Origin of the sequence: Nocardioides sp. CCNWLW239 (assembly GCF_037137035.1) — a bacterium.
GTDB lineage: Bacteria > Actinomycetota > Actinomycetes > Propionibacteriales > Nocardioidaceae > Nocardioides.
On record NZ_JBBBNW010000002.1, the window covers coordinates 926,842 to 952,673 of the forward strand.

Sequence of the window (25,832 nt, forward strand, 5' to 3'; positions counted from 1 at the left end):
GCGAAGAAGGACCGAGGGATGCCGGCGCCGACCCGAATCATGCGCGGGGAGCGAACGATAGCGTTCCTCACCATCCGTTGCCTCGGCTTTTGACCAGCCCGTTCATTCACTGTGTGGAAGCCGTATCGCGCATACTGACTGATCGTGCTTGACCTATCGCGCCGTGCCCTGCTGCTCTGGTCGGCTTCGCTGTTCGCTCTGTGCGCCCTGATCGGGATCGCGGCGATCAACGCGTGGCCGTTGGTCTCGGCGATCGACGAGCTCGGCCAGGACGCGGCGGCGGTGACGGCGGAGCACGGGTGGATGCTCAAGTTCTGGCACGTCGTCGAGGTGGGCACGGACTGGTACGTGATCGTCGGGGTCGCGCTGCTGGTCGCTGCCGGCCTGTTCCGCAAATACCCGCGCGCCGCGATCTACGTGCTCGGCGTCGTGGTGGTCACCCTGGTCGTACGCCGCGGGGTGGTGCTCCTCGTGGACCGGGACCGGCCCTCGTGGCAGCTGACGTCGTGGCTGCATGACTCCCCCTCGTACCCGTCCGGGCATGCGACCGGGATCGCGGTCCTGGCCGGCGTGATCGCGGTGGTCGTGACGATGTTCGTACGCCGCCGCGGCATCCGCCGGCTCGCCTACACCGGCCTCGCGCTGCTGGTCGTGCTCGTCGCCGCCGACCGGGTCTTCCTCGGCCGCCACTACCCCTCCGACGTGCTCGGCGGGATCGCGTTCGCGGCCGGAGCCGTCTTCCTCGGCATGGCGCTCTACTCCCCCCAGCCGGCCTCGCACGCGCTGGGGCGACGACCGTTGATGGACTCGGTGCGCGGCAACCGGAAGGTCGCCGTCGTCCTCAACCCGATCAAGGTCGAGTCGGTCGAGCAGTTCAAGACCATGGTCGAGACGATGGCCAAGGAGTCCGGCTGGAAGACCCCGACCTGGCACCTGACCACGGTCGACGACCCCGGCACGGGGATGGCCCGCGCAGCCCAGGAAGAGGGCGCCGACCTGGTGCTGGTGTGCGGCGGCGACGGGACCGTACGTGAGGTCTGCTCCGCCCTGGCCGGCACAGGCATCGCGGTCGGGATCGTCCCCGGCGGCACGGGCAACCTGCTCGCCCGCAACCTGTCCATCCCGCTCTACATCCGCGCCGCGATCGACGTCGCGCTCACCGGACAGGACCAGGCCATCGACCTGGTCGAGGTCTCCGGCGACAACCTCGAGGACACCAACTTCCTGGTGATGGCCGGGATGGGCTTCGACGCCGCGATCATGAGCGGCGTCAACGAGGACATCAAGAAGAGGATCGGCTGGATGGCGTACGTCCTGTCCGCCTTCAAGAGCCTGATGTTCCCGACGATGCGGCTGGAGATCTCCGTGGACGGGGGCGAGTTCACCCGGCACCGGGCGCGCACGGTCGTGGTCGGCAACGTCGGCTACCTCCAGGCGAACATGCCGCTGCTGCCGGCGGCCGCGCTCGACGACGGGCTCGTCGACGTGGTGGTGCTCTATCCGAAGCGGTTCTGGTCGTGGTTGCCGCTCGCTTTCCGGGTGCTGAGCAAGCGGCCGCACACCGACAACCTGGTCAACCGGATGACCGGCGCCAGCGTCGTGATCCGGACCAATCACGACCAGCCGCGCCAGCTCGACGGCGACGCGATCTCCGAGGGACGAGAGCTGCGGATGCAGTGCCTGCCCGGACGCCTGCTCGTGCGCGTGCCACGCTGAGGACCGGTCCCGATTCGGTCCCTAATCTGGGCGACACACAGCAGAGGACAAAGTCCCGACAATCCGGGCACAAGGTCCCGGATCAAGCGAAATTCGAGCGTGGACCGCATCAATTTTGATGCTGCTTCGACGCGACTCGCGGCGACAGATGCCTTGTTGATAAGTAAATGTTCATAAGGTGTCTGGCACGACTCGGCGTGAGCAGAGTCGTCGTCTTCGGCTGGGCTCAAGCCTGACTCCGGCCGGCGACGTGGCATGACCCACACACTGGTCGGAATCCCCCGCGACCAGTGGTCGACTCCCGGGCCGTCCCACCCGCAGCCCGGGTTTGAAAACCGGCACGCTCGGAACGGTTCCCCCGCCACGACCGAGCGTGCCGGTGTCGTTTTCGCTCGGGTCGACGCTCGGGATCAGCTCCGTGGTGGATCAGCCTTGCGGCCTCGCCTGCTGGACCGCCTCGGCCTCCTCGGGCGACATCAGCTGGGACGACTCCCAGCCGCTGATGCTCTTCGCGTACGACCGTGCTTCGGTGCGGCCGTGGATCGAGGTGAGCACGACCCCGTCGCCGTTGTCGTCCAGCAGGGCGAGGCACCAGCTCAGGTGGCCGCCGGCATCTCCGAACGCGTCGAACCGGACGACCGCGAGATGGCGCAGGTTCATCGCCGACTCGGCACGCAGCGCCGCGACCTCGGCACGCAAGCCGGCGACGTCGGTCGGCAGCGACTCGACGGCGGCAGGGTCGGGGCGGCGTACGTTCTTCGTCTTCTGCCACGCCGCCCCGGCGAGCACCAGGGAGACGATTGCTGTCAGCAGACTGAGAATGGCAAGAGCAAGCACAGCGGGCGAATCTAGACTGTCGATGTGTCCGAGCCACAACGCATCGCCTATCAGGGCGAACCAGGGTCCAACTCACACATGGTGTGCCAGCGGCACTACCCCGAGCTGGAGTCGGTGCCGTGCGCCTCGTTCGAGGACGTCTTTGCGACCGTCGAGGCGGGTGAGGCCTCGCTGGCGATGATCCCGATCGACAACTCGCTGGCCGGGCGGGTGGCCGACATCCACCACTTCCTCCCCGAGTCCAACCTGCACATCATCGCCGAGCACTATCTCCGGATCCGGTTCCACCTGCTCGGCCTTCCGGGCGCCCATCTCGACGACATCCGTACGGTCCACTCCCACGTCCACGCGCTGGGTCAGTGCCGCAACATCATCCGGGAGCACGGCTTCACCCCGGTCGTCTCCGGTGACACCGCCGGTGCCGCGCGCGAGGTCGTCGAGGCCGGCGACCCGACGATGGCCGCGATCTCCCCGCCGCTGGCCGCCTCGATCTACGGGCTGGACGTGCTCGCGACCGACATCGAGGACGCCGACCACAACACCACCCGCTTCGTGGTGCTCTCGCCCGACTTCATCCAGGCCCCCGCCGACAACGGTCCGGTGGTGACCTCGTTCATCTTCAACGTACGCAACCTCCCGGCGGCCCTCTACAAGGCGCTCGGCGGTTTCGCGACCAACGGCGTGAACATGACCAAGCTGGAGTCCTACATGGTCGACGGGAAGTTCACCGCGACCCAGTTCCTCGCCGAGGTCGACGGCCACCCCGACCAGCCGGGCCTGAAGCGGGCCCTGGAGGAGCTGGCGTTCTTCACCACCGACGTGAAGCTGCTGGGCGTCTACCCCGCCGATCCGGCCCGGTTCTGAGCGGTGGCGGACAACGAGCAGACCGCTGATCTCGGGTTCGCCCGGGTCGACCTCGACCGTGAGCGGCGCACCGGTGACCCGGAGGTCGTGTACGCCGCGGGCAAGACCCCGGAGCAGGTGGTCGCGATCCTGGCCCGCCTGCACGAGGCGCACCCCACGCGCGCGGTCCTGGCGACCCGGGTCTCCGCCGAGGCCGCGGCCCTGGTCGCGACCGAGCTGCCCGCCGCGGTCCACGACGCGGAAGCCGGTGCCATCACCTTCGGGCCGCTGCCGACGCCGCAGGGCCGGGTGTGCGTCGTGGCCGCCGGGACGACCGACGGTCCGGTGGCTGCCGAGGCTTCGCTGACCGCCCGGGTCCACGGTGCCTCGGTGGAGCGCATCACCGATGTGGGGGTGGCCGGGATCCACCGCCTGCTGGCCGTACGTGACCGGCTCGATGCCGCCGACTGCCTGATCGTCGTCGCCGGGATGGAGGGGGCGCTGCCGTCGGTCGTGGGGGGACTGGTCGGGGTGCCGATGATCGCGGTGCCGACCTCTGTGGGCTACGGGGCATCCTTCGGCGGGCTGGCTGCCTTGTTGACGATGCTCAACTCGTGCGCCCCCGGGGTGACGGTGGTCAACATCGACAACGGCTACGGTGCCGGGGTGGCTGCTGCACGGATCGCCCGGCGGGCCCGGTGAGCGACACCACGACGATCGTCTGGGTCGACGCCTCCGCCGGGGCGTCGGGAGACATGCTGCTCGGCGCCCTCGTGGGTGCCGGCGTGCCGATGGCGGTGATCGCCACGGCCGTGGACGCGGTCGCCCCCGAGCCGATCGACCTCGCTGCCGAGCAGGTGACCCGGGGAGCGCTCGACGCGACCCGGTGCCACGTCTCGATCTCGGACTCCGTGCACCACCGCACCTGGACCGACGTCCGCGCGCTGCTCACCGGCGCCGCCCTGGACGACCCGGTGCGCGACCTGGCGCTCAGGGTCTTCGAGCGGCTGGCGGTCGCCGAAGGAGCCGTGCACGGGATCGCGCCCGACGACGTCCACTTCCACGAGGTCGGGGCGTTGGACGCGATCGCGGACGTGGTCGGGGTCTGTGCCGGGTTCGTGCACCTGGGTGCCGGCGAGGTGGTCGTCTCCCCGGTCGCCGTCGGGTCGGGCTCGGTCCGGGCCGCTCACGGCACCCTGCCGGTGCCGCCGCCCGCCGTGGCGCGGCTGCTCACCGGCGTACCTTCCTACGCAGGGCCTCCCGGACACCCGCAGATGGAGATGTGCACCCCGACCGGCGCGGCGCTGCTGGCTGCCCTGGCGACCGCGTGGGGCGAGCAGCCGCCGATGACGACCCGCGCCATCGGCGTCGGTGCCGGCGGGAGGGACCCGGAAGGCTGGTCCAACACGCTGCGCCTGGTGGTCGGCGAGACCCGCGCCGCTGAGCGCGAGATCGTCATCGAGGCCAACATCGACGATCTGGAGGGCCGGCTGATCCCGTGGGCGATCGACGCGCTCCTCGCTGCGGGCGCCCACGACGCCTGGGCCACGCCGATCCTGATGAAGAAGGGCCGACCGGCCTACACCCTCCACGCCCTCGCCCCGCCCGCTGCCGCCGACGCGGTCCGCCGGGTGTTCTTCCGGGAGACGTCGACGATCGGCGTACGTGAGCACGAGGTCGTCAAGCACGCCCTGCCTCGCGAGATGCTGACCGTGACCGTCGAGGGGCAGCCGATCGCGGTCAAGGCGGCCCGTCTCGACGGCGAGATCGTCAACCTGCAGCCCGAGTGGGACGACGTCGCCCGCGCCGCCACCGCGCTCGATCGTCCGGCGGTCGACGTGCTGATGGTGGCCAAGGCGCTGGCTGTTCGTCTAGGTATGTAGGCGAACATCCACTTCCCCCGTGGAGTTCCGCCAGGGGAGCGACCGTTCGCCTGCATACCTAGACGAACATCCCCGCCCCTCGGATGCGACCATGACCCCGTGGACATCACTGTCATCGCGCTGGCCTTCGCCGCGATCTTCGTCGTCGAGCTCCCCGACAAGACGTTCCTGGCGACGCTGGTGCTGTCGACGAAGTACCGGCCGTTCTTCGTGTGGCTCGGCGTCGGCGCGGCATTCGCGGTCCAGACGCTCATCGCGGTGGCGATCGGTGGGGTGGCGACGCTGCTGCCGACCACCGTGATCCAGGTCGTCGCCGCCCTGCTCTTCCTGGCAGGAGCCGTGCTCCTGTTCATCGAGGGGCGCCGCCACCACGGCACCGCGACCGAGGAGGACGGCAGCGAGTTCGTCGAGAAGGCGAAGGACGTACGCGGCTTCCGCCAGGTCCTGGCCAGCTTCATGGTCCTCTTCGCCGCCGAGTGGGGCGACCTCTCCCAGCTGCTGAGCGTCTCGCTGGTGGCCCGCTACCACGACCCGGTCTCGGTCTTCCTCGGCTCGTGGGCGGCGCTGCTCACCGTGTCCGGGCTCGCGGTGCTGCTGGGACGTACGCTGCTCCGGTTCATCAAGCTGCACGTCCTGCACTACATCGGCGCCGCGGTCTGCCTGGTCCTGGGCATCGTGACCCTGGTCGAGGTGTTTGCCTGAGCCGGGCTGATCTAGGCTGCCCGGCATGGTTGAACTTGGTGCCGACAGCGAGGTCGGTCGACTGCGTACGGTCATGCTCCACCGACCCGGCCGGGAGCTCACCCGGTTGACCCCGCGCAACAACGACAAGCTGCTCTTCGACGGCATCCCGTGGGTGAAGCGGGCCCAGGACGAGCACGACGCCTTCGCGGCCGCGCTGCGCGAGCGCGACGTCGAGGTGCTCTACCTGACCGACCTGCTCACCGAGACGCTCGAGGTGCCGGAGGCACGGAAGCGGGCGCTCGACAACGTGCTGGGCTCGCTCACGCTGGGCGACACCCTGCGCGACTACCTGAGCGGCGCGCTCGCCGACGCCGGCCCGGCCGAGCTGACCGACCACCTGACCGCCGGCGTCCGCAACGACGAGGTACGCGGCGGCCACGGCCTGGTCACGAGCCTGCTCGCCCATGACGACTTCCTCATCGACCCGCTTCCCAACCTGCTCTTCACCCGCGACTCGTCGGTGTGGATCCGTGACCGCGCGACCGTCACGAGCCTGGCGATGCCGGCGCGCAAGCGCGAGACCGCGCTCACCGAGCTGATCTACCAGTTCCACCCGCGCTTCCGCGCCAGTCCGCGGCTGCACGGGTCCCACCTCGAGCACGTCGAGGGCGGTGACGTGCTCCTGCTCGCCCCCGGTGTCGTCGCCGTCGGTGTCGGCGAGCGTACGACCCCGGCCGGCGCCGAGCGGCTGGCCCGCCAGGTCTTCGCCGAGGGGCTTGCCCACACCGTGCTCGCGGTGCCGATCGCGCAGGAGCGCGCGACGATGCACCTGGACACGATCGCGACGCTGGTGAACACCGACAAGATGGTGATCTACCCGAACGCGGTCGACTCGCTGGTGGCCTACGCGGTCACCCCCTCCGACGACGCCGGCGGGCTGGACATCGCCGCCCCTCGACCCTTCCTCGAGGTCGCCGCCGAGGCGATGGGCATCGACAAGCTCCACCACGTCGACACCGGCCTCGACCCGGTCGCCGCCGAGCGCGAGCAGTGGGATGATGGCAACAACACCCTGGCGCTGTCGCCGGGCGTGGTCGTCGGCTACGAGCGCAACACTCAGACCAACGAGGCTCTGGAGGCCGCCGGGATCGAGGTCATCGCCATCGCGGGCTCCGAGCTCGGCTCCGGCCGAGGTGGTCCGCGCTGCATGAGCTGTCCGATCGCTCGCGACCCGCTGCCCGCATAGTCGACCACACCGGTGGGTAACCCCTGTGGACGAACATCGTTGATCTGTATAACTGCCGCCGCCTAGCGGCAGCCACCCCACAGCCGACCGAAGGAAACCTCGTGACCGAGTCGTTCTTCTCCACGTTCACCCCCAAGGAGATCGCGCACATCAGCGCCACCGGCACCCGCGTACATCTGCCGGAAGGCTGGTCGCCGATCTGGGAGGACACCCCGCCGGACAAGGCCTACATCATCCTCGACGGCACCGTCTCGGTCCGCCGGGACAAGGAGGAGATCGCCCAGTGCGGTCCCGGTGACATCATCGGCGAGGCGGCGATCCTGCGCGGGTCGCTGCGTACGGCCTCCATCGTCGCCCTCACCCCGCTCGACCTGATCCACCTCAGCGCCGACAAGCTGCAGCAGCTGTCCGTCGAGATGCCGTCGTTCGCCAAGGCACTGGAGAAGGTCGCCCAGGAGAGGTTCGGCTCCTGACCGACAACGAGGCCTCGGAGGACCCCGAGGAGCACGCCGAGGACGGCCGCAGCCGCGAGGCGGACATCGAGCTGACCGAGGCGCTCGCCGTGGTCGAGTCGTTCGTCCTCGGCCAGTCGCCCACGCTGACGCGGGGCGAGGTCGCGAAGGCGGCCGGCGTACCCATGGACGTCACCGAGGAGCTCTGGCACCACCTCGGCTTCCCGCACGCCGGCGAGGACGAGGTCGCCTTCACCGACGCCGATGTCGAGGCGCTGCGGATGACGCAGGAGCTCGTACGCCTCGGGGTGCTCAGCGAGGACCGGCAGGCCGCGCTCGTGCGGACCTGGGGACGGTCCTACGCACGCCTGGCCGAATGGCAGACGTCGCTGCTGGCGGAGGTGGCCCGCGAGCGGGGCGGCGACGAGGTCGAGGACCTGGTCGCACTGAGCGCACAGGTGCTGCCGCTGGTCGAGTCGTTGCAGGACTACGTCTGGCGCCGCCACCTGGTGAGCGCGGCGCGACGGATGCTCACGGTCGCGGACGCTTCCGCGGTGCCGCTGGCGGTCGGGTTCGTCGACATCGTCGGCTACACCTCCCGCTCGAAGCGGCTCAGCGACAAGGAGCTCGTCGACTGGGTCGAGGAGTTCGAGGACACCTGCTCCGACGTCGTCGTCGAGCACGGCGGACGAGTGATCAAGTATCTCGGCGACGGAGTGTTCTTCACCTTCGAGGACGTCGCCGCCGCGGCCCGGACGGCGCTGGAGCTGGCCGCTCTCGGGGACGACAAGGAGAGCGCGTTTCCGCACGTCAGGGCCGGGATCTCCTACGGCGACGTCGTGCTCAGGCTCGGCGACGTGTTCGGTCCGACGGTCAACATCGCCGCCCGGCTCACGACCGTCGCCCGGCCCTCGTCGGTCGTCGTCGACCAGAACGCGGCCGCCGCGCTCGAGGACGTCGACGGCTTCCAGGTGGAGAAGATGCGGCGTACGAGCGTGAAAGGCTACTCCCGCCTGCAGGCGTTCCGGCTGCGCTCGCGATCCGACTGAACCCACCCGACCGAAACGGGCCAGGAAAGTTGGGCTCGGAGAGGTGCTCCCGAGCCAGGCTTGATGGTGAAAGGAGGACCACATGATCGGCACGCTCAACACCCTGGTCGACCTGGTCGAGGCAGAGCTCGGCAACGGTGTCGCCGGCGAGATCGACGTGGCTCGGGTCGCCCGCGACCACGGCACCACCGAATACCACCTGCGCCGGATGTTCTCGGCGCTGGCGGGGATGCCCCTGTCGGAATACGTACGCCGCCGGCGGATGACCCTGGCCGCGGCCGACCTGGTGGCCGGTGCCCCCGACCTCCTGGAGGTCGCGGTGCGCTACGGCTATGGCTCGACCGAGGCGTTCGGGCGCGCGTTCCGGGCGGTGCACGGGACGGCTCCCGCCGACGTACGCCGATCGGGTGGTCCGCTACGCACACAACCCACGCTCAGGTTCCGCCTGAGCGTCGAAGGGAGCACCCCGATGGACGTCACCATCAACGACATGCCCGAGCTGCGCCTCGTCGGCCACGCCGCCGAGGTCCCGCTGATCTACGAAGGCGTGAACCCGCACATCCAGGCTCACATCGGCTCGCTGGCGCCGGAGGATCACGTCCGGCTCAAGGAGCTCAACGACACCGACCCGCGGGGCATCCTCGCCGTCACCGACTCCCCCTCGCCCGATGCGCCGGAGGGGTCGATGATCACCTACCTGCACGGGGTCGCGGTCACGCCGTCGGTCTCGGTGCCGGCCGGGCTGGACGTCATCACCGTGCCCGCCAGCTCCTGGGCGGTCTTCTCGTCCAGCGGCCCGCATCCGGAGGCGCTGCAGCAGCTCTGGGCCGCCACCGCGACCGACTGGTTCCCGTCGAACCCCTGGCGGCTCCGCCCCGGGCCGTCGGTGCTGCGCTATCTCGAGCTCACCGAGACGTACGCGTCGTGCGAGCTCTGGTTGCCGGTCGAGCGGTGAATGCTCACCGAGATAACTCGGTGAACAGTCACTCCCCTCGCGGAACTCCACGAAGGAGGTGAGTGCTGACCGAGTTACCTCGGTCAGCATCCACACCTCAGCGAATGGTGACCTGCCGGTTGGCGAGCCCCGCACGAGCCGAGCGCACCTCGGGGGTGATCTCGGAGTCGTCGGCGAGGGCCTCGTCGAGCAGCTTCTTGAACGCCACCGCCGGCTCCTCGAGCGCCTCGGCGCCGGTGCCGACCGGCAGGTCCCAGACAGGCGCGAGCAGGCCGTGGGCGCGGAACATGCCGACGAAACGGGCGTCGGGGACGATCACGTCGTCGCCGGCCACGTGCAGACGCGCGAGCGCGGTGAGCAGCGCGTCCTCGGGCTCGGGCATGACCCAGCGCAGGTGCTCCTTGGAGCCGACCGAGGTCCAGTAAGCAGCCTCGACCGAGGTCAACCGCTCGGTCGGCAGCACCGACTCGTTGGCGTGCTCGAGCGCGTGCTCGAAGTCGCCCTTGTCCTCGACGTCGCCGAGCCACCAGTCGAAGCCCTCGTGGACGGTGACGTCCAGGGACTCGTCGGTGACGATGTCCTGCAGCCGGGGGCCGGGGCCCGGCGCGCTGGTGAGGCCGAAGATGCCGGACTCACCGGCAGCCCGTGCCTCCAGCGCCTGGAGCAACGCCGCAGCCACGTCACGGGAGACATCGCCGTAGTTGTGCTGCACCTGCAGCCCCGCCCAGACCTCACCGGAGTCGCGCGACATGGCCGGCGCGGCGCCGGGCAGCAGGGTGCCCAGCCTGACCGGGGTCGACTCGTGGCCCTTGATCGTCAGCGACACCGTCGCCGACGGCACCAGCTCGCGGAGCGCGACCAGGTCGCACTCGCCGGGCAGCCCCTCGAACGGGCGCCCCACGAAGGCACCACCGGCGGCACCGTGGCACGCCTTGTAACGCTTGCCGGACCCGCACGGGCACGCCGCGCGCGGGTTGGGACCGTCCGCCGGGGCCGCAGCCGCCTGACGGTTCTTGACTCGGGACTTCTTGGCCACGGCCAAACCCTAACCTGCCGGGCGTCCGCGACGTGTAACACGTCGTTCGTGCTACTACTCGCCCTATGAGAACGGCCGGATAGTGGGTGTAACAGCGTGTTACAGCTGGCTCAGCGGCCGAGCAGCTCCAACATGAACCCCGGCCGGTCGGTGATCACCGCGTTGACCCCGAGGTCCAGACAGAGCTTGAGCTGATCCTCGGTGTTGACGGTGTAGACGTGGAGGTTGCGGCCCTTCGAGGCCAGCCGCTGGGCGAGCCGGGGGTGGGCGGTGAGCATGTCGATCCCGGCGCCGAGCCACCAGTCCGGGCCGATCGCATGGCGCAGGAGCGACCAGTTGGGAGCGCGGTCGATGAGCTGGACCAGAGGTACGCCGGGAGCCAGCCGCTCCACCCGCTGCAGCGCCGTGAACGAGAAGCTCATCACCCGCACCGGACTGCCCGGGCCCGCCCAGCCGAAGTCGTTCAGCACGTCGACCAGCCGCCCCTCCGTCAGCCCCCCGTAGCGCGTCGGATGCTTGGTCTCGATCGCCATCTCGACGTGGCGGTCGTAGTCCCGCACGGTTCGCAGGAGCCGGTGGAGCGTGAGTACGCCGCGCTTGTCCCGATCGGGCGCCTCGTCCTCGCCGTCCCAGAACCCGTTCTTCCACGCCGCGAAGTCGATCGCCTGCAGCTCGGCGAGCGTCATCTCCGAGACCAGACCGCGGGCACCGATCCGACGCAGGTGCCGGTCGTGGACACAGACGAGATGTCCGTCCATCGTCAGGCGCACGTCGCACTCCAAGGCGTCCGCGCCCGCATCCAGAGCCGCGACGTACGCAGCCAGGGTGTGCTCCGCGATCTCATGACTGGCGCCGCGATGCGCGACCACCTGGGGCCTCATGAGGCGATTGTGGTCCATCGGACAACCTCGCGGGCGCACGACACGTCACTGAAAAACGTTACCCCGCCGCGTATTCCACGGTCCTAGAACGGCACGACCTCGAGCCGGCCGAAGGCCACGAAGGCCGCCAGCGACCAGAAGACGAGGTCGCCGACGGCGGCACCCCACTCCTTGCGGATGATGCGGGTGGTCGTCGCGCCGGTCATCAGCAGCACCAGCCCGAGCGCGGCGAGCGGCACCAGCCACGTCGCCGTCCCGGTCACGGCGGGCAGGATCAGCCCGGCGACGGCCAGCAGCTTCATCACCCCGATGACCTTGAGGAAACCGTCCGGGAAGTCGTCGGCGTAGCGCCAGCCGTCGAACGCATTGCGGAACCGCTCCTTCGACAGCAGCAGCATCGCCAGGCCACCGGCCAGGAAACCGGCAGCGAGAAAGATCGTCACAATCCACAAGATGATGTTCATGCCAACCAGGACGAGGTACGCCACCGTCCTGTGACATCACCGTCCGCCGGCCACCCGCAGCGTCGTCGCGGTGACGTAGGCAGCCTTGTCGCTCATCAGCCAGGCGACCGCCTCGGCGACCTCGGCGGGTGAGGACGCGCGGCCGATCGGGATCTGCGGCGCCATCCGCGCGATCCGGCCCGGGTCGCCGGTCGCCGCGTGCAGATCGGTCTCGGTGAGTCCGGGAGCGACGGCCACGACCCGGATGCCGAGCCGGGCGACCTCCAGCCCGAGACCCTTGGTGAGCGCGTCGATCCCGGCCTTGGCGGCGGCGTAGTGGACGTATTCTCCCGGTGATCCCAGCGTCGCGGCGCCGGAGGAGATGTTGACGATCACGCCACCGTCCGCGTTGTCGGTGAGCGCAGACACCGCCGCGCGGGCGACCAGCGTGGGGCCGACCAGATTGACGTCGTACGTCTTCCGGATCTCGTCCGCCGGGGTCTCGACCAGCGGTGCGTAGCGGTAGGTCGCACCGGCGTTGTTGACCACGCCGGTGATCGGGCCGGCGGCCTCGAAGAGCGCGGCGATCCCGGCGTCGGTGGTGATGTCCGCGGCCACGATCTCGCAGGAGACCCCGAGCGCCCGGACCTCGTCGCGCGTCGCCACGGCCGCAGCCTCGTCGGACAGGTATCCGAGCACGACGTCGTGGCCGTCAGCGGCCAGACGATGAGCGATGGCGGCACCGATGCCGCGGGTGCCGCCGGTGATGAGGGTGCGCAGGGATGTGTCAGTCACACCCGAAGCGTGTCACGCAGCCTCCACGCCACCAGCGCCAGTGCCAGCACACCGGCCAGTGCCCAGCCGGCGGGATAGTGCACCGCGGGCTCGTTCCAGCGCTCGTGGAAGTAGACCAGGTGCGCGGAGAGCAGGCCGAGGTCGATCGAGCGGCCCTCCTGGACGAGTACGCCGATGGCCACCAGCACCGTCAGCAGCGTCTGCATCGCCCAGCCCAGGATCCAGGCGGGCACCCAGGCGACGAGGTCGACGGCGCGGCGTACCGAGGTGACGAGCACTGTCACCAGCGCGGCCGCCAGCAGCGCGTCGATGACCGACGACGGCAGCTCGCCGGGAAGGATCCCGTCGAGCCAGAGTGGTACGCAGACGGCCGGCGCCGCGAGCATCGGCGCCCGGAGCACGCACGGGCCGAGACTCGCGGCGAGTCCCGCGGCGAGACCGGCGACCGTCGTGATCGCCGCGACCGCGGTCAGCTGGGTCGCCCTCGACGAGCTGGCCGCCGCCGGGCCGGCCGCGAGCACCAGGCCCAGGGCGGCTGCACCCACGACCCCCGACGAGGCGAGCAGGGCGCTGAGCAGCCGTCGGTCCGATCGAAGCCCGGCAGCGAGTCCACCGAGCGCGGCCGCGAGCAGGGTGAACGAGACCAGCTCGGCGACCATCGGGGCGAGCAGGAGCGGCTGCGGCTGGACGAGCTGCGGCAGGAAACCGACGCACCAACCCGCGGCCGCGACCAGCGGAACCATCCACAGACGCGTCCGTTCAGTCATGTCCACCACGGTGACAGGCGCACGACGAGACCACGTGACCAACAGAGGAACTTCAGCCCAACGTCATACTTCCCGAATATTGATGTCTCTTGACGGCGACAGCCGGATTTCTGATTGCCGGGTGAAGAACTGGGATACCTGGGTAGGCTCAGGTGGACGGACACGTACCCCACGCGTGTAGAAGGTGAGATCGGCGTGACCAAAGCATCCCGAAAACTCTCGGCCAGAAGCATCAGCACCGCAGCGCTGACCAGCATCGGCCCTCGGGCCGTCGCCGCAGGCGCGCTGATGGCTGCCTTCGCCTTCCTGGCCCCGAGCGAGGGAAGCCTGGACACCGGACACCCGCAGCCCGAGCTGCCTGACCCGGGCACGCTGCAGGACCCGCTGGGCATCTCCGGCGGCCTGGGCGGCGTGAAGAACCTGACCCCGACCGACGCGGTCAAGCTGGCCGCCAACGCCGAAGGACTGTCGATCCCGCCGGTCGCGCTCGCCGCCTACCAGCGTTCGGCCACCGTGCTCAACGCCGCCGACAGCACCTGCCGCCTCGACTGGACGCTGGTCGCCGCCATCGGCATGGTCGAGAGCAACCACGGTCAGTTCGGCGACAGCGAGCTCAACTCCCACGGCCTCGCCATCCCCGCGATCATCGGCCCGCAGCTCAACGGCGCCGGCAACTTCGCGGCGATCCGCGACACCGACAACGGTCTCTACGACCACGACACCGTCTACGACCGCGCGGTCGGCCCGATGCAGTTCATCCCCTCGACCTGGACCTACGCAGGTGCCGACGGTGACGGCGACAACCGCCGCGACCCTCAGGACATCGATGACGCCGCCGTCGCCACGGCGGCGTTCGTGTGCGCGGGCACCGAGGACGTCAGCACCGACGCCGGCGCCCGGGCTGCGGTCTACCGCTACAACCAGAGCGACACGTACGTCGAGGCGGTCCTGAAGATCGCCGGCCAGTACCGCGCCGGGGAGTTCCCGGGTTCGCCCTCGGTCGACGGCGAGGCGCCCTCGACCGTGAGGCCGCACGCGTCTGCCCTCCCGCGCACCTCGAACACCGTCGCGCCGGCGCCGAAGTCGGAGACCAAGAGCGCACCCAAGCCTCCTGCTCCTGCGCCGACGCCCGCCCCTGCGCCGACCAAGCCCGCGGACACCGGCGACAAGGACCAGAACACGGACGGCTCGTCGGGCGACGGCACGACGAAGCCGACCCCCACCCCGACTCCGACGCCCACCCCGACTCCGACCCCGACTCCGACCCCTACGGACGTGACGACGGACGCGACCCTGAGGGAGCCGTGCGAGACGGCGACGGTCGAGGTCTACGGCGAGGAGCTCGAGACCGCCTACCCGACGACCTACCAGGCCGTCATCGACAACTGCCTTGCCACCTTCGGGCCGGAGGTGGCAATGCCCACGGACCCCAAGATCAGGGAACACCTGCGCACCCTCTTCGACTCGGAAGACCCGGCCTTCGCCGACCTCCCACAGCCGAAGGAAGAGGGCGCGCAGACTCCGCCGGAGGACACTCCGCCGGAGGACACCGCGACCGATGGTGCCGGCGAGACGGATCCTGCAACCGCCTCGCCGACCCCGTGATCAGCTGACCTTGATCACCGTCTTGCCGAAGTTCTGACCGCGCAGCATCCGGTTGAACGCGGCAGGCGCGTTCTCGAGACCCTCGGTGATGTCCTCGCGATAGCGGAGCCTGCCGTCGGCGATCCAGCCGGCGGCCTCGGTGAGGAAGGTCTGCTCGTGGTCGCGGACGAACTCGGTCTGGATGAAACCCCTGATCAACAGGGACTTGTTGAGCACGTGCCGCATCAGCCCGGGCGCACGGTCGGGCCCCTCGGGCGCGGCGGTGTCGTTGTAGTGCGCGACGATCCCGCAGACCGGCACCCGGGCGAACTTGTTGAGCCGCGGCAGCACCGCGTTCCAGACATGCCCACCGACGTTCTCGAAGTAGACGTCGATGCCGTCGGGCACTGCGGCCTTCAACTGGTCCTTGAAGTCGGGCGCACGGTGGTCGAGCGCGGCGTCGAAGCCGAGCTCGTTCAGGTGCTCGACCTTCTCGGGGCCGCCGGCGATCCCGACCGCACGGCAGCCGAGGATCTTCGCGATCTGCCCAACGGTGGCACCCACGGGCCCGGTCGCCGCCGCCACGACGACGGTCTCGCCGGGCTGCGGCCGCCCGATCTGCGTCAGCCCTGCGTACGCGGTGAAGCCTGGCATCCCCAGCACACCCAGCGCCGTCGAGACCGGCGCGACGGACGGGTCGAGGAGGCGGGTGTGCGCGGCCGGGGAGACGGAGAACGCCTGCCAGCCTCCGTACGCCAGCACGACGTCGCCCACCTGCCGCGACGGGTCGCGCGACTCCACCACCTCGGCGACGGTGGCGCCGGGGAGCACGTCGCCCAGAGCGGTCGGCTCGGCGTACGACGGTGCATCGCTCATCCGGCCGCGCATGTAGGGGTCGAGCGAGAGGAACGTCGTACGCAGCAGCACCTCGCCCTCCCCGGGCATCGGCACGTCGGACGTGACGATCGAGAAGTCATCGGCGGTCGGTTCACCGACCGGGCGGGCGCGGAGCAGGATCTGGGTGTTCGTGTCGGTCATCCCGCCATGGTGCCCTACCGGCGAAGAGACTTGCTTAAACAGTATTAATCTTATTGACTTAGGGCATGAAGCGCCCGGTCGACGTCCATCAGCACCTGTGGCCGCCGGCAGTGGTCGAGGAGCTGCGCCGCCGCAGGCAGCCTCCGTACCTCGACGGGTGGGTGCTCCACCTCGACGGCGAGCCGCCCTTCGCCGTCGACGCGGCCGACCATGACCTCGCCCGGCGCGCGGCACGTGAGAACGACCTCGTACTGCTGTCCCTCTCCAGCCCGCTGGGCATCGAGTCGCTCGACCCGGACGAGGCGCGCGGGCTGCTCGACGCCTGGCACGGCCTCGCCGACGACCTGCCGCCCGACTACGGTCTGTGGGCCGCGCCCGGGATCGTCGAGTCAGACCTCGACGACCTCGCCGCGACCCTGAAGCACGACCGGGTCCACGGCCTCCAGGTGCCGGCGACGGCGCTCGCGACCCCGGCCGCACTGGATGACATCGCCCCGGTGCTCGCCACCGCCGAGCAGGCCGACCTGCCCGTCCTCGTCCACCCCGGACCCGCCGCCCCCGTCCCCACCCCCGCCGGACTGCCCGGCTGGTGGCCGGCCCTGACCTCGTACGTCGCCCAGCAGAGCGCCGCCTGGCACTCCTGGCACGTCGCGGGCAGGTCGCTGCTGCCGACGCTGCGGATCGCGTTCGTCGGGCTGGCCGGGCTCGCGCCGCTGCACCACGAGCGCCTCGCCCAGCGCGGCGGGATCCTCGGCGCGATCGACCGGCACGTCTACTACGAGACGTCCTCCTACGGCACCCAGGCGATCGACGCGATGTCGCGCGTGGTCGGCGTCGACCCGCTGGTGAACGGCTCGGACCGGCCGTACGCCGAGCCGAGCGTGACCGGCCTCGACCTCGGCGAGGCCCTGAGCCGGGCCGTCCTCGTCACCAACCCGCACCACCTGCTCACCGGAGGAGACCGATGACCATCGCCGAACAGACCACCGAACAGACCGCCACTGCGCCCGCCACGGACCGGGTTCTGAACCCCGCGGACCTGCCCGCCCTTCCGGGCCGGGCTCTGACCCCGGACGAGCTCCGCGCCTGGGTCGACCAGCTCGCCGCCCGCCCCGACCTGTGGGAGCACCTGGTGCGCCACGACACCGGCGGGCGCCACTACGTCTCGCTCTACCGCGACAAGGACATCGACGTCTGGCTGCTGTGCTGGAACACGGTCGACGACACCGGCTGGCACGACCACGACATCTCCTCGGGCGCGGTCGCGGTGACCCATGGGGTGGTCGCCGAGCAGCAGCCGAGATTCGGCGCGGAGTCCGTGCAGCGCGAGGTCGGCGCGGGCCACAGCTTCGGTTTCGGCCCCGACCACATCCACCGGATGAGCGGCGCGGTCGACGGCTCGGCGTCGCTCCACGCGTACTCACCACCGCTGTGGCGGATGGGCCAGTACGCGATCAGTGAGGACGGCGTGCTGCGCCGCGTCTCGGTCTCCTACGCCGACGAGCTGCGCCCGCTGGACGACTGAAGGGCCGGCGGAATGAGGCGTGCGCCGATGTGGTTGCCACCTCGAGACAAGCGCCGCGACATCTCGGCGCCCAGGACCGGGTTGCCCGGCTGAGCGGACGAGATGTGGCAGATTTCAACGCATCGAGCACAGGAACACGGAGCGGCAAAGACCACTTTGCCTATCCCTTTAATACCTTCTGTTCCCTCCGGGGATCTGGCAGGCTGAAGATCTTGTGCAACGGCATCCGCAGGTGGGGAACGACAGACAGGAGCGGTGGCTGTGATCGAGTTCGAGGGCGTGACCAAACGCTATCCGGACGGCACCGTCGCGGTGGACGACCTCTCCATGACCGTCGAGACCGGGCAGATCACCGTCTTCGTCGGGCCTTCAGGATGCGGCAAGACGACGGCGCTGCGGATGATCAACCGGATGATCGAGCCGACCTCCGGGCGGGTCCTGATCGACGGCGCCGACGTCACCACCCGCCCGGAGGCGGAGCTGCGGCGCGAGATCGGCTACGTGATCCAGGGCGCCGGGCTCTTCCCGCACCGCACGGTCCTCGACAACGTCGCCACGGTCCCCCTCCTGCAGGGCATCGCCCGTCGGGAGGCACGCACGAGCGCCCTCGACCTGCTCGAGCGCGTCGGGCTCCCGGCTGACCTCGGCAAGCGCTATCCGGCGCAGCTCTCGGGTGGCCAGCAGCAGCGCGTCGGCGTCGCCCGGGCGCTCGCCGCCGACCCGCCGGTGCTGCTCATGGACGAGCCGTTCTCCGCGGTCGACCCGGTCGTACGCGACGACCTCCAGCAGGAGCTGCTCCGACTCCAGGGCGAGCTCGGCAAGACGATCGTCCTGGTCACCCATGACATCGACGAGGCGATCCGGCTCGGCGACAAGGTGGCCGTCTTCGCCCAGGGAGCCCGGCTGGCTCAGTACGCTGCGCCGGCCGACCTCCTGGCCACCCCGGCCGACGACTTCGTCGCCTCGCTCGTGGGCCGCGACCGCGGTTTCCGCGGTCTCTCGTTCGCCGACGGCAACGAGGTCACGCTCAAGCCCATCGACCACCGTGTCGACGGCCTCAGTCTCGAGGTCGACCACGACGGCCGACCGCTGGGCTGGCGCGGCACCGACGGGCTCCTCCCGACCGAGGGCACCTTCCGCGACGGAGCCAACCTGCGTACGGTCACGGACCTGGTCATCCTCTCGCCTGCCGGAGCCGCGGTGCGGGTCGACGCGGAGGGGCGTGCCGACGGGCTGGTCCTGCTCGAGGACCTGGCCGGCAGCGTACGTTCCCAGCAGCGGGAGCGGCTGACGGCCCTGGCCACGGCAGAGGGGGCCGGGTGAGCGCACGTGGGTGACATCTGGCGCTACCTCGACACCAACGGCGACGCCGTCCTGACCGCGCTCGTCCAGCACATCTGGCTCGCCCTGCTGCCGGTGTTGATCGCGTTCGTGCTCGCGCTGCCGCTGGGCGCCCTGGTCCACCGCTACGGCCCGGTGCGCCACATCGCGCTCACCACCGGCAGCGTGGTCTACACCGTGCCGTCGCTGGCCCTGCTCCTGCTGCTCCCGGGCATCCTCGGCACCAGCGTCCTCGACCCGATCAACGTCGTCATCGCGCTCACCCTCTACTCCCTCGCGCTGCTCGTCCGCACGACCGCAGACGGTCTCGATGCGGTCGACCCGACGGTCCTCCAGGCTGCCACCGCGATGGGCTATCGGCCCGTACGCCGCTGGTTCACCGTCCAGCTCCCGCTGGCGATGCCGGTGATCCTGACCGGTCTCCGGGTGGCGACCGTCGCCAACGTGAGCATGGTCAGCGTTGCCGCGCTGATCGGCATCGGTGGTCTCGGCCAGCTCTTCACCCGAGGGTTCCAGCTCGGTTTCTACCTGCCGCCGATCGTCATCGGGCTCGTTCTCTCGGTCGCGCTCGCGGTCGTCGCGGACGTCCTCATCGTCGCCCTCCAGCGCGGTCTGACCCCCTGGACGAGAGCGGGTGCCCGATGAGCCTCGACTACCTCGTCGACCCCGCGAACTGGGCCTTGACCAGCCCCGACGGCTTCCCCCAACGCATCCTCGAACACCTCGGCTACACCGCCTTGGCCCTGCTGATCGCGGCCGCGATCGCGTTCCCGATCGGCCTGCTGATCGGCCACACCGGCCGGGGTGCGCTGATCGCGATCAACCTCGGCAACGCCGGCCGCGCGCTGCCGACCCTCGGCGTGCTCATGCTCGCGCTCGCCCTGGTCGGGATCGGCCTGGTCCCGGTGACGATCGCTCTGGTCGTGCTCGCCATCCCGCCCATCCTCGCCACCACGTACGCCGGGATCCGGGCCGTCGCCGCGGAGACCGTCGACGCGGCGCGAGGTGTCGGCATGACCGAGTCCCAGATCGCCTGGCGCGTGGAGGTCCCGATCGCGCTGCCGATCATCGTCGGCGGCCTGCGCAACGCGTCGCTCCAGGTGGTCTCGACCGCGACCATCGCGGCGTACGCCGGTCTCGGCGGTCTCGGCCGCTATCTCTTCGACGGGCTGGCGACGCTCGAGTACGACCAGGTGGTGGCCGGCGCGATCGTGATCGCCGTGGTCGCCGTCGTGCTCGACCTGGCCCTCGCCGGCACCCAACGTCTGCTGGTCACCCCCGCAGGCTGACACCCAACCGAGAGGAATCCCATGTCCCGCCGTACCCGCCTCACTGCGCACCTGCTGGCCGCGTTCGCCGTCGCCGGCACCCTCACCGCCTGCGGTGGTGGCGACCCGCTCGACTCCGGCTCGGGATCCGAAGGGGGCGGCGACACGATCGTGGTCGGGTCGGCCAACTTCCCCGAGAGCGAGCTGCTCATGCAGATGTACGCCCAGGCCCTCGAGGCCGAGGGCGTCGAGGTCCAGACCAAGCCCAACATCGGCTCCCGCGAGGTCTACATGGAGGCCTTCAAGAGCGGCGACATCGACCTGCTGCCCGAATACAACGGTGGTCTGCTCTCCTACCTGACCGAGGGCAATCTGCCGGAGGGCGTCTCCGCGCCCGACGACGTCTACAACGCGCTCCAGGACGTACTCCCCGAGGGCAGCCAGACGCTCCCGCAGTCGGCCGCCGAGGACAAGGACTCCCTGACGGTCACCAAGGAGACGGCCGAGAAATACTCGCTGACCACCATCGAGGACCTCGCCCCGGTCGCCAACGACCTCACCCTCGGCGCCAGCCCGGAGTTCAAGAAGCGGGCCCAGGGCGTGCCCGGGCTCGAGAAGGTCTACGGCGTCACCTTCAAGGAGCTCACGCCCACCGACCCCGGCGGCCCGCTGACCATCGCGGCACTGAAGAAGGGCGACGTCGACGTCGCCAACGTGTTCACCACCGACTCCGCGATCCCGACCAACGACTGGGTCGTCCTGGAGGACCCGGAGAACCTCTTCCTCGCCCAGAACATCGTTCCGCTGATCCGCTCCGAGGCCCTCACCGACGACGCCGAGGCCGCGCTCAACGCGGTCTCCGAGGCGCTCACCACCGACAACCTGACCGACGCGCTCGCCAAGGTCCAGGTCGACAAGGCCGACCCCGCCACGGTCGCCGAGGAGTTCCTCGCCGACAACGGCATCAGCTGACGCTGCTGCTCGCCTATCCCAGTCCGCTGCGGTAGGCGAGCAGCCCCTCGAGCCCGCGTAGGAACGTCTCGCACACGGGCTCCGGATCGGTCAGGCATCCGGCGGCCATGGCGCCGTCGCGCAGCATGACGAAGTGGCGGCCGGCGAGCTCCGAGTCGGGCTTACCCGTCCGGGAGAAGAGCTCGGTGACGGCAGTCAGGAACCACTGCCGATGCTCGAGCACCGCCTGATGGACCATGTGTCCCGGGTCCGGGTATTCGGCCGCGGCGTTGAGGAACGCGCACCCCCTGAACCCGTCGCTCCCGATGTCGTCGGCGATCGACCGACCGACGGTCCGGATGAGCTCGTCGGGATCGTCCACCTCCGCGCGGGCAGCCTCCAGCCGCGCCCGGATCGTCTCGTCGGCCTGCGTCAGGTAAGCCACCACGAGCTCGTCCTTGCTCCGGAAGTGGCGATAGAGGGTTGCCCGCGTGACCTGCGCCTCCGCGATGACGCGATCGACCCCGACCGCGTGGAGACCTTCGGTGTAGAAGAGTCGACTCGCCGTGCTGAGCAGTCGGTCCCGGGCCTCAGACATCCGCTCTCCCTCTCGTTCTCGTTACGGTCGACAGTAGCAGACAGAACGATCGGTCTTGCATTTCCGTGTTCGGTCGTGCAGACTCTCGAATCAGATAGAACGATCGTTCTGTCTCTTGCCTTGGTCCGAGAAAGGGATCTCTGATGTCCACCTCCGTAGAGGCCGGCCGTTCCGGCGCACTGAACACCCCCACCAGCGGGCTACCGAAGCTGTATCTCGTCCGCTTCGCCTTCGCAGTCGTCTGGGCTGTCTCGCTCGCCCTCACCGCCTCGACGCTCGGCCCCGTCAGCATCGCGCTCCTGGTGATCTACCCGCTGTTCGACGTGGTGGCAGCCGTGGTCGACTTCCGCACCTCGGGCACCGACGGGCCGCGGATCCTCCTCTACGTCAACATGGCACTCAGCCTGCTCACCGCCGTCGGCGTCGCCGTCGCCGCCACGTCCGGGATCCCGGATGTGCTGCGGGTCTGGGGTGCCTGGGCGATCACCGCCGGCCTGGTCCAGCTCTTCGTCGCGGTGCGGCGCTACCGACTCGGTGGCCAGTGGGCGATGATCCTCAGCGGCGGCATCTCGACCTTCGCCGGAACGGGATTCATCCTGATGTCCGCCGGGCCGAACGCGTCGCTGACCGGCCTCGCCGGGTACGCCACCCTGGGCGGCATCTTCTTCCTCGTCTCTGCCCTCCGTCTGCGCCAGCGCGCGGGTAAGGTCAACTGACATGACGAGCACGAGCCACAACCTCACCGTCGACGTCATCGTCGTCGGCGCCGGACCGACGGGCGAGAACGTCGCCGACCGCGCGGTTCAGGGCGGTCTGACCGCCGCCATCGTGGAGCGCGAGCTCGTCGGAGGCGAGTGCTCCTACTGGGCGTGCATGCCGACGAAGGCGCTGCTCCGGGATGCCTCCGCGCTGCGTGCCGCCCGCGCCCTTCCGGCCGCCGGGCAAGCGGTCACAGGCACCCTCGACCCGGCTGCGGTGTTCGCCCGGCGTGACCAGTTCACGTCCGGCTGGAAGGACTCCGGCCAGGTCGAGTGGCTGACCGGTGCCGGGATCGAGCTCGTCCGCGGGCAGGGTCGGATCACCGGACCCCGCGCCGTCACGGTCACCGCTTCCGACGGCACGACCACGAACCTGCTGGCGCGCCACGCCGTCGTGGTCGCCACCGGCAGCTCCGCACTCGTGCCTCCGATCCCCGGGCTCGCCGACACCTCGCCGTGGACGAACCGCGAGGCCGCCGCTGCCACGTCCGTCCCCGGTCGCCTGGCGATCATCGGTGGCGGCGTGGTCGGCGCCGAGATGGCGACCGCCTTCAGCGCCCTCGGGTCGCAGGTCACCCTCATCTCACGCACCCGGCTCCTGCCGAGCGTCGAGCAGTTCGCGGGCGAGCAGGTGGCCGACGCGCTCCGGACGTACGGGGTCACGCTCCATCTGGATCTCGATGCGACCGAGGCCCGGCGCGACGACACCGGCGAGGTGCACCTGACGCTGTCCGACGGCACCGAGGTGACCGCGGACGAGGTGCTCGTCGCCACCGGCCGCACCCCGAACACCAAGGATCTCGGCCTGGAGCACATCGGCCTCGAGCCCGGCAGCTGGCTGAAGGTCGACGACAGCCTGGCCGTCGTCGATGACAGTGGACAGCTCGAGGACGGCTGGCTCTACGCCGCCGGCGACGTCAACCACCGAGCCCTGCTGACCCACCACGGCAAATACCAGGCTCGAGCGCTGGGCGACCTGATCGCGGCGCGAGCCCGCGGCGAGGAGCCCGACCTGAGCCCGTGGGGGCGTCACGCCGCCACCGCCGACGAGCGCGCGGTCACGCAGGTGATCTTCACCGACCCCGAGGTCGTCGCCGTCGGCCACTCCGCCGAGTCGGCCGAAGCAGCCGGGATCGAGGTCGGCGTCGTCGACTACGACCTCGGCTCGGTCGCCGGCGCGTCGTTGCACGCCGACGGCTACCACGGCAAGGCGCGGATGGTCATCGACGAGCAGCGCAAGATCCTGGTCGGCTTCACCGCCGTCGGCCCGGACATCTCCGAGCTCCTGCACGCCGCCACGATCGCGATCGTCGGCGAGGTTCCGCTGGACCGCCTCTGGCACGCCGTGCCCGCCTACCCGACCATCAGCGAGATCTGGCTGCGCCTGCTCGAGACCGCAGGCCGCGATCGCTAGCGGTCAGAACAGCTGGCGGAGGTTGGCCCGGCTGAGGTCGATCAGCTCGTCACCTCGACCCGACATGACGGACCGCAGCGCGTAGAGGGTGAAGCCCTTGAGCTGCTCGGCGGTGATGTTGGGTGGGATCGAGAGCTCCTGGCGCTCGGTGACGACATCGAGGAGCGCGGGGCCGTCGTGGCCGAGGACGTCGGCCACCGCGTCCGGGAGATCTTCGGAGCGTTCCACGCGACGTGCGTAGATGCCCATCGCCGTGGCGACTTCGGCGAAGTTCGGGTTCACCAGATCGGTGCCGTAGGTGACGAAGCCGGCCGCCTTCATCTCCAGCTCGACGAAGTTGAGCGAGGAGTTGTTGAACACGACCAGCTTGACCGGGAGCCGGTTCTGGATGAGGGTGACCAGCTCGCCGAGCAGCATGGTGAGTCCGCCGTCACCGGCGAGCGCGACGACCTGCCGGCCGGGATGGGCGACCTGGGCACCGACCGCCTGCGAGAGCGCGTTGGCCATCGAGCCGTGGGCGAAGGAGCCGATCAGCCGGCGGCGACCGTTCATGGTCAGATAGCGCGCAGCCCACACGACCGGTGAGCCGACGTCGGGGATGAACACGGCGTCGTCGGAGGCGGCCTGGTCCACCAGTCGGGCGAGATACTGCGGGTGGATCGGTGCCTTCGACCGGGACGGGGTGGCCAGCTCGTCGAGCTTGGTCCGGGTGCGGCGGTAGTGGTCCAGGGAGTCGTCCAGATGACGCCGGTCACCACTCCGTTCGAGCAGCGGCAGCAGGGCCGCAGCCGTGTCCTTGACCGTCCCCACCAACCCGACCTCGATCGGGTGGCGACGACCGAGCTGCTCGCCGCGTACGTCGACCTGGACGGTCGTGGCGTGCTTCGGGAAGAACTGCCGGTAGGGGAAGTCGGTGCCGAGCATCAGCAGCGTGTCCGCCCGCTCCATCGCGCGGTAGCCGGAAGCGAAGCCCAGGAGGCCGGTCATCCCCACGTCGTACGGATTGTCGTACTCCAGGAACTCCTTCCCGCGCAGCGCGTGCACCACCGGTGCGCCGAGCGTCTCGGCCAGCGCCACCACCTCGTCGTGAGCACCGGCGCAGCCGGCACCGGCGAGGATGGTGACCCGCTCACCGGCGTTCAGCAGGTCGGCGGCCCTCCGGAGCGCGTCCTCGTCGGGGATGACCCGGGAGCGCGTCGGACCGATCTCGACGGTCCGTTCGACCACGGCCTCGGCCAGCGCGACATCGCCGGGAATCACCAGCACCGCGACGCCCTGCTTCTCGACCGCCGTGCGCATCGCGATCTCGAGCACGTGCGGCATCTGGCTCGGCTGGGCGACGTACTCCGTGTAGACCGAGCACTCCCGGAACAGCTCCTGCGGGTGCGTCTCCTGGAAGTAGCCGGTCCCGATCTCGGCGGTCGGGATGTGCGCGGCGATCGCGAGCACCGGCACCCGTGAGCGGTTGGCGTCGAAGAGCCCGTTGATCAGGTGGAGGTTGCCCGGCCCGCAGCTCCCCGCCACCACCGCGAGCTCACCCGTCGTGGCCGCATCGGCGGCCGCCGCGAACGCGGCCGCCTCCTCGTGACGTACGTGGATCCAGCTGATGTCCCCGTTCTTGCGGAGCGCGTCGGTGAACCCGTTGAGGGAGTCACCCGGGATCCCGTAGACGCGGCGGACGCCGCTGGCGGACAAGGTGGACACGATCTGTTCGGCGATGGTCGACATGCGGTCTCCTTCTCGGCGCGTACGTCCTCCACCGTAGAGC

26 protein-coding genes and 1 pseudogene are annotated in these 25,832 nt (G+C 70.1%); 18 read left to right on the top strand and 9 right to left on the bottom strand.

Translation table 11 applies throughout. The features are described from left to right. Window positions 1–144: 144 nt before the first annotated feature. Window positions 145–1,716: a YegS/Rv2252/BmrU family lipid kinase gene (locus WBG06_RS10325; RefSeq protein WP_336736495.1), complete on the top strand. Its 1,572-nt coding sequence runs from the start codon at window positions 145–147 to the stop codon at window positions 1,714–1,716. 426 nt (window positions 1,717–2,142) lie between these two features. On the opposite strand, the gene WBG06_RS10330 is transcribed toward WBG06_RS10325, so the two are convergent. Continuing rightward, window positions 2,143–2,553 (bottom strand): DUF4446 family protein, encoded by a 411-nt coding sequence (locus WBG06_RS10330; protein WP_336736496.1) that lies wholly within the window; start codon window positions 2,551–2,553, stop codon window positions 2,143–2,145. A gap of 24 nt (window positions 2,554–2,577) precedes the next feature. Here WBG06_RS10330 and WBG06_RS10335 point away from each other — a divergent pair, with 24 nt between their 5' ends. The 8 genes from WBG06_RS10335 (at window position 2,578) to WBG06_RS10370 (ending at window position 9,665) form a co-directional block, all read left to right on the top strand. After that, complete coding sequence (locus WBG06_RS10335; protein WP_336736497.1) at window positions 2,578–3,417, top strand: prephenate dehydratase; 840 nt, start codon at window positions 2,578–2,580, stop codon at window positions 3,415–3,417. Window positions 3,418–3,420: 3 nt separating this feature from the next. Next, entirely contained in the window at window positions 3,421–4,098 is a 678-nt protein-coding gene (larB, locus tag WBG06_RS10340; RefSeq protein WP_336736498.1) for a nickel pincer cofactor biosynthesis protein LarB, read from the top strand. Further along, window positions 4,095–5,279: a nickel pincer cofactor biosynthesis protein LarC gene (gene larC / locus WBG06_RS10345; protein WP_336736499.1), complete on the top strand. Its 1,185-nt coding sequence runs from the start codon at window positions 4,095–4,097 to the stop codon at window positions 5,277–5,279. Before larB ends, larC begins: the two co-directional genes overlap by 4 nt. Before the next feature lie 99 nt (window positions 5,280–5,378). Further along, window positions 5,379–5,981, top strand: a complete 603-nt coding sequence (locus WBG06_RS10350; RefSeq protein WP_336736500.1) for a TMEM165/GDT1 family protein — start codon at window positions 5,379–5,381, stop codon at window positions 5,979–5,981. A 25-nt stretch (window positions 5,982–6,006) separates the two neighbouring features. Continuing rightward, the gene (locus WBG06_RS10355) at window positions 6,007–7,209 is read left to right on the top strand and encodes an arginine deiminase (protein ID WP_336736501.1); all 1,203 of its coding nucleotides are present in this window, start codon (window positions 6,007–6,009) and stop codon (window positions 7,207–7,209) included. A 101-nt stretch (window positions 7,210–7,310) separates the two neighbouring features. Next, window positions 7,311–7,682, top strand: coding sequence for a Crp/Fnr family transcriptional regulator (locus WBG06_RS10360; protein WP_336736502.1), 372 nt, complete (start codon window positions 7,311–7,313; stop codon window positions 7,680–7,682). An 89-nt stretch (window positions 7,683–7,771) separates the two neighbouring features. Beyond that, a complete protein-coding gene (locus WBG06_RS10365) occupies window positions 7,772–8,710 on the top strand; it encodes an adenylate/guanylate cyclase domain-containing protein (RefSeq protein WP_336736503.1) in 939 nt (312 codons plus the stop codon). Between the two features lie 82 nt (window positions 8,711–8,792). Beyond that, on the top strand, window positions 8,793–9,665 hold the full coding sequence (locus WBG06_RS10370; RefSeq protein ID WP_336736504.1) for an AraC family transcriptional regulator: 873 nt from the start codon (window positions 8,793–8,795) through the stop codon (window positions 9,663–9,665). Between the two features lie 97 nt (window positions 9,666–9,762). On the opposite strand, the gene WBG06_RS10375 is transcribed toward WBG06_RS10370, so the two are convergent. The 5 genes from WBG06_RS10375 to WBG06_RS10395 all read right to left on the bottom strand — a co-directional run bounded on the left by WBG06_RS10375 (window position 9,763) and on the right by WBG06_RS10395 (window position 13,587). After that, window positions 9,763–10,701: a DUF5926 family protein gene (locus WBG06_RS10375; protein WP_336736505.1), complete on the bottom strand. Its 939-nt coding sequence runs from the start codon at window positions 10,699–10,701 to the stop codon at window positions 9,763–9,765. 110 nt (window positions 10,702–10,811) lie between these two features. Next, window positions 10,812–11,582: a glycerophosphodiester phosphodiesterase family protein gene (locus WBG06_RS10380; protein ID WP_336736506.1), complete on the bottom strand. Its 771-nt coding sequence runs from the start codon at window positions 11,580–11,582 to the stop codon at window positions 10,812–10,814. An 83-nt stretch (window positions 11,583–11,665) separates the two neighbouring features. After that, complete coding sequence (locus WBG06_RS10385; RefSeq protein ID WP_336736507.1) at window positions 11,666–12,025, bottom strand: DoxX family protein; 360 nt, start codon at window positions 12,023–12,025, stop codon at window positions 11,666–11,668. A 57-nt stretch (window positions 12,026–12,082) separates the two neighbouring features. Further along, a complete protein-coding gene (locus WBG06_RS10390; RefSeq protein ID WP_336736508.1) occupies window positions 12,083–12,820 on the bottom strand; it encodes an SDR family NAD(P)-dependent oxidoreductase in 738 nt (245 codons plus the stop codon). Then, the gene (locus tag WBG06_RS10395; RefSeq protein ID WP_336736509.1) at window positions 12,817–13,587 is read right to left on the bottom strand and encodes a hypothetical protein; all 771 of its coding nucleotides are present in this window, start codon (window positions 13,585–13,587) and stop codon (window positions 12,817–12,819) included. Before WBG06_RS10395 ends, WBG06_RS10390 begins: the two co-directional genes overlap by 4 nt. Window positions 13,588–13,782: 195 nt before the next feature. Here WBG06_RS10395 and WBG06_RS10400 point away from each other — a divergent pair, with 195 nt between their 5' ends. Continuing rightward, entirely contained in the window at window positions 13,783–15,192 is a 1,410-nt protein-coding gene (locus WBG06_RS10400) for a lytic transglycosylase domain-containing protein (protein ID WP_336736510.1), read from the top strand. Here the strand turns inward: WBG06_RS10400 and WBG06_RS10405 are convergent, their stop codons facing one another. Beyond that, window positions 15,193–16,209: an NADP-dependent oxidoreductase gene (locus tag WBG06_RS10405; protein ID WP_336736511.1), complete on the bottom strand. Its 1,017-nt coding sequence runs from the start codon at window positions 16,207–16,209 to the stop codon at window positions 15,193–15,195. It abuts the gene before it with no gap. A gap of 65 nt (window positions 16,210–16,274) precedes the next feature. Between WBG06_RS10405 and WBG06_RS10410 the strand changes: the two genes are divergently transcribed. The 6 genes and pseudogenes from WBG06_RS10410 (at window position 16,275) to WBG06_RS10435 (ending at window position 21,315) form a co-directional block, all read left to right on the top strand. After that, window positions 16,275–17,177, top strand: coding sequence for an amidohydrolase (locus WBG06_RS10410; protein ID WP_336736512.1), 903 nt, complete (start codon window positions 16,275–16,277; stop codon window positions 17,175–17,177). Beyond that, window positions 17,174–17,734 carry a cysteine dioxygenase gene (locus WBG06_RS10415; RefSeq protein ID WP_336736513.1) on the top strand — a complete coding sequence of 187 codons (561 nt, stop codon included), beginning with the start codon at window positions 17,174–17,176 and terminating at the stop codon, window positions 17,732–17,734. Before WBG06_RS10410 ends, WBG06_RS10415 begins: the two co-directional genes overlap by 4 nt. A 261-nt stretch (window positions 17,735–17,995) precedes the next feature. After that, window positions 17,996–18,718 (top strand): annotated as a pseudogene (locus WBG06_RS10420) (ABC transporter ATP-binding protein); the annotation flags it as partial. Window positions 18,719–19,063: 345 nt separating this feature from the next. Then, entirely contained in the window at window positions 19,064–19,720 is a 657-nt protein-coding gene (locus WBG06_RS10425; RefSeq protein WP_336736515.1) for an ABC transporter permease, read from the top strand. Next, the gene (locus WBG06_RS10430; RefSeq protein WP_336736516.1) at window positions 19,717–20,364 is read left to right on the top strand and encodes an ABC transporter permease; all 648 of its coding nucleotides are present in this window, start codon (window positions 19,717–19,719) and stop codon (window positions 20,362–20,364) included. The genes WBG06_RS10425 and WBG06_RS10430 overlap by 4 nt, the downstream gene beginning before the upstream one ends. A gap of 21 nt (window positions 20,365–20,385) precedes the next feature. After that, a complete protein-coding gene (locus WBG06_RS10435; protein WP_336736517.1) occupies window positions 20,386–21,315 on the top strand; it encodes an ABC transporter substrate-binding protein in 930 nt (309 codons plus the stop codon). Between the two features lie 13 nt (window positions 21,316–21,328). On the opposite strand, the gene WBG06_RS10440 is transcribed toward WBG06_RS10435, so the two are convergent. Beyond that, the gene (locus tag WBG06_RS10440) at window positions 21,329–21,892 is read right to left on the bottom strand and encodes a TetR/AcrR family transcriptional regulator (protein WP_336736518.1); all 564 of its coding nucleotides are present in this window, start codon (window positions 21,890–21,892) and stop codon (window positions 21,329–21,331) included. Between the two features lie 143 nt (window positions 21,893–22,035). On the opposite strand from WBG06_RS10440, the gene WBG06_RS10445 reads away from it, so the two are divergent. Both WBG06_RS10445 and WBG06_RS10450 read left to right on the top strand, forming a co-directional pair. Next, on the top strand, window positions 22,036–22,608 hold the full coding sequence (locus tag WBG06_RS10445) for a hypothetical protein (protein ID WP_336736519.1): 573 nt from the start codon (window positions 22,036–22,038) through the stop codon (window positions 22,606–22,608). A gap of 1 nt (window position 22,609) precedes the next feature. Continuing rightward, window positions 22,610–24,064 (top strand): dihydrolipoyl dehydrogenase family protein, encoded by a 1,455-nt coding sequence (locus tag WBG06_RS10450; RefSeq protein ID WP_336736520.1) that lies wholly within the window; start codon window positions 22,610–22,612, stop codon window positions 24,062–24,064. Window positions 24,065–24,067: 3 nt separating this feature from the next. On the opposite strand, the gene poxB is transcribed toward WBG06_RS10450, so the two are convergent. Continuing rightward, window positions 24,068–25,792: a ubiquinone-dependent pyruvate dehydrogenase gene (gene poxB / locus WBG06_RS10455; protein WP_336736521.1), complete on the bottom strand. Its 1,725-nt coding sequence runs from the start codon at window positions 25,790–25,792 to the stop codon at window positions 24,068–24,070. Between the last annotated feature and the right edge of the window lie 40 nt (window positions 25,793–25,832).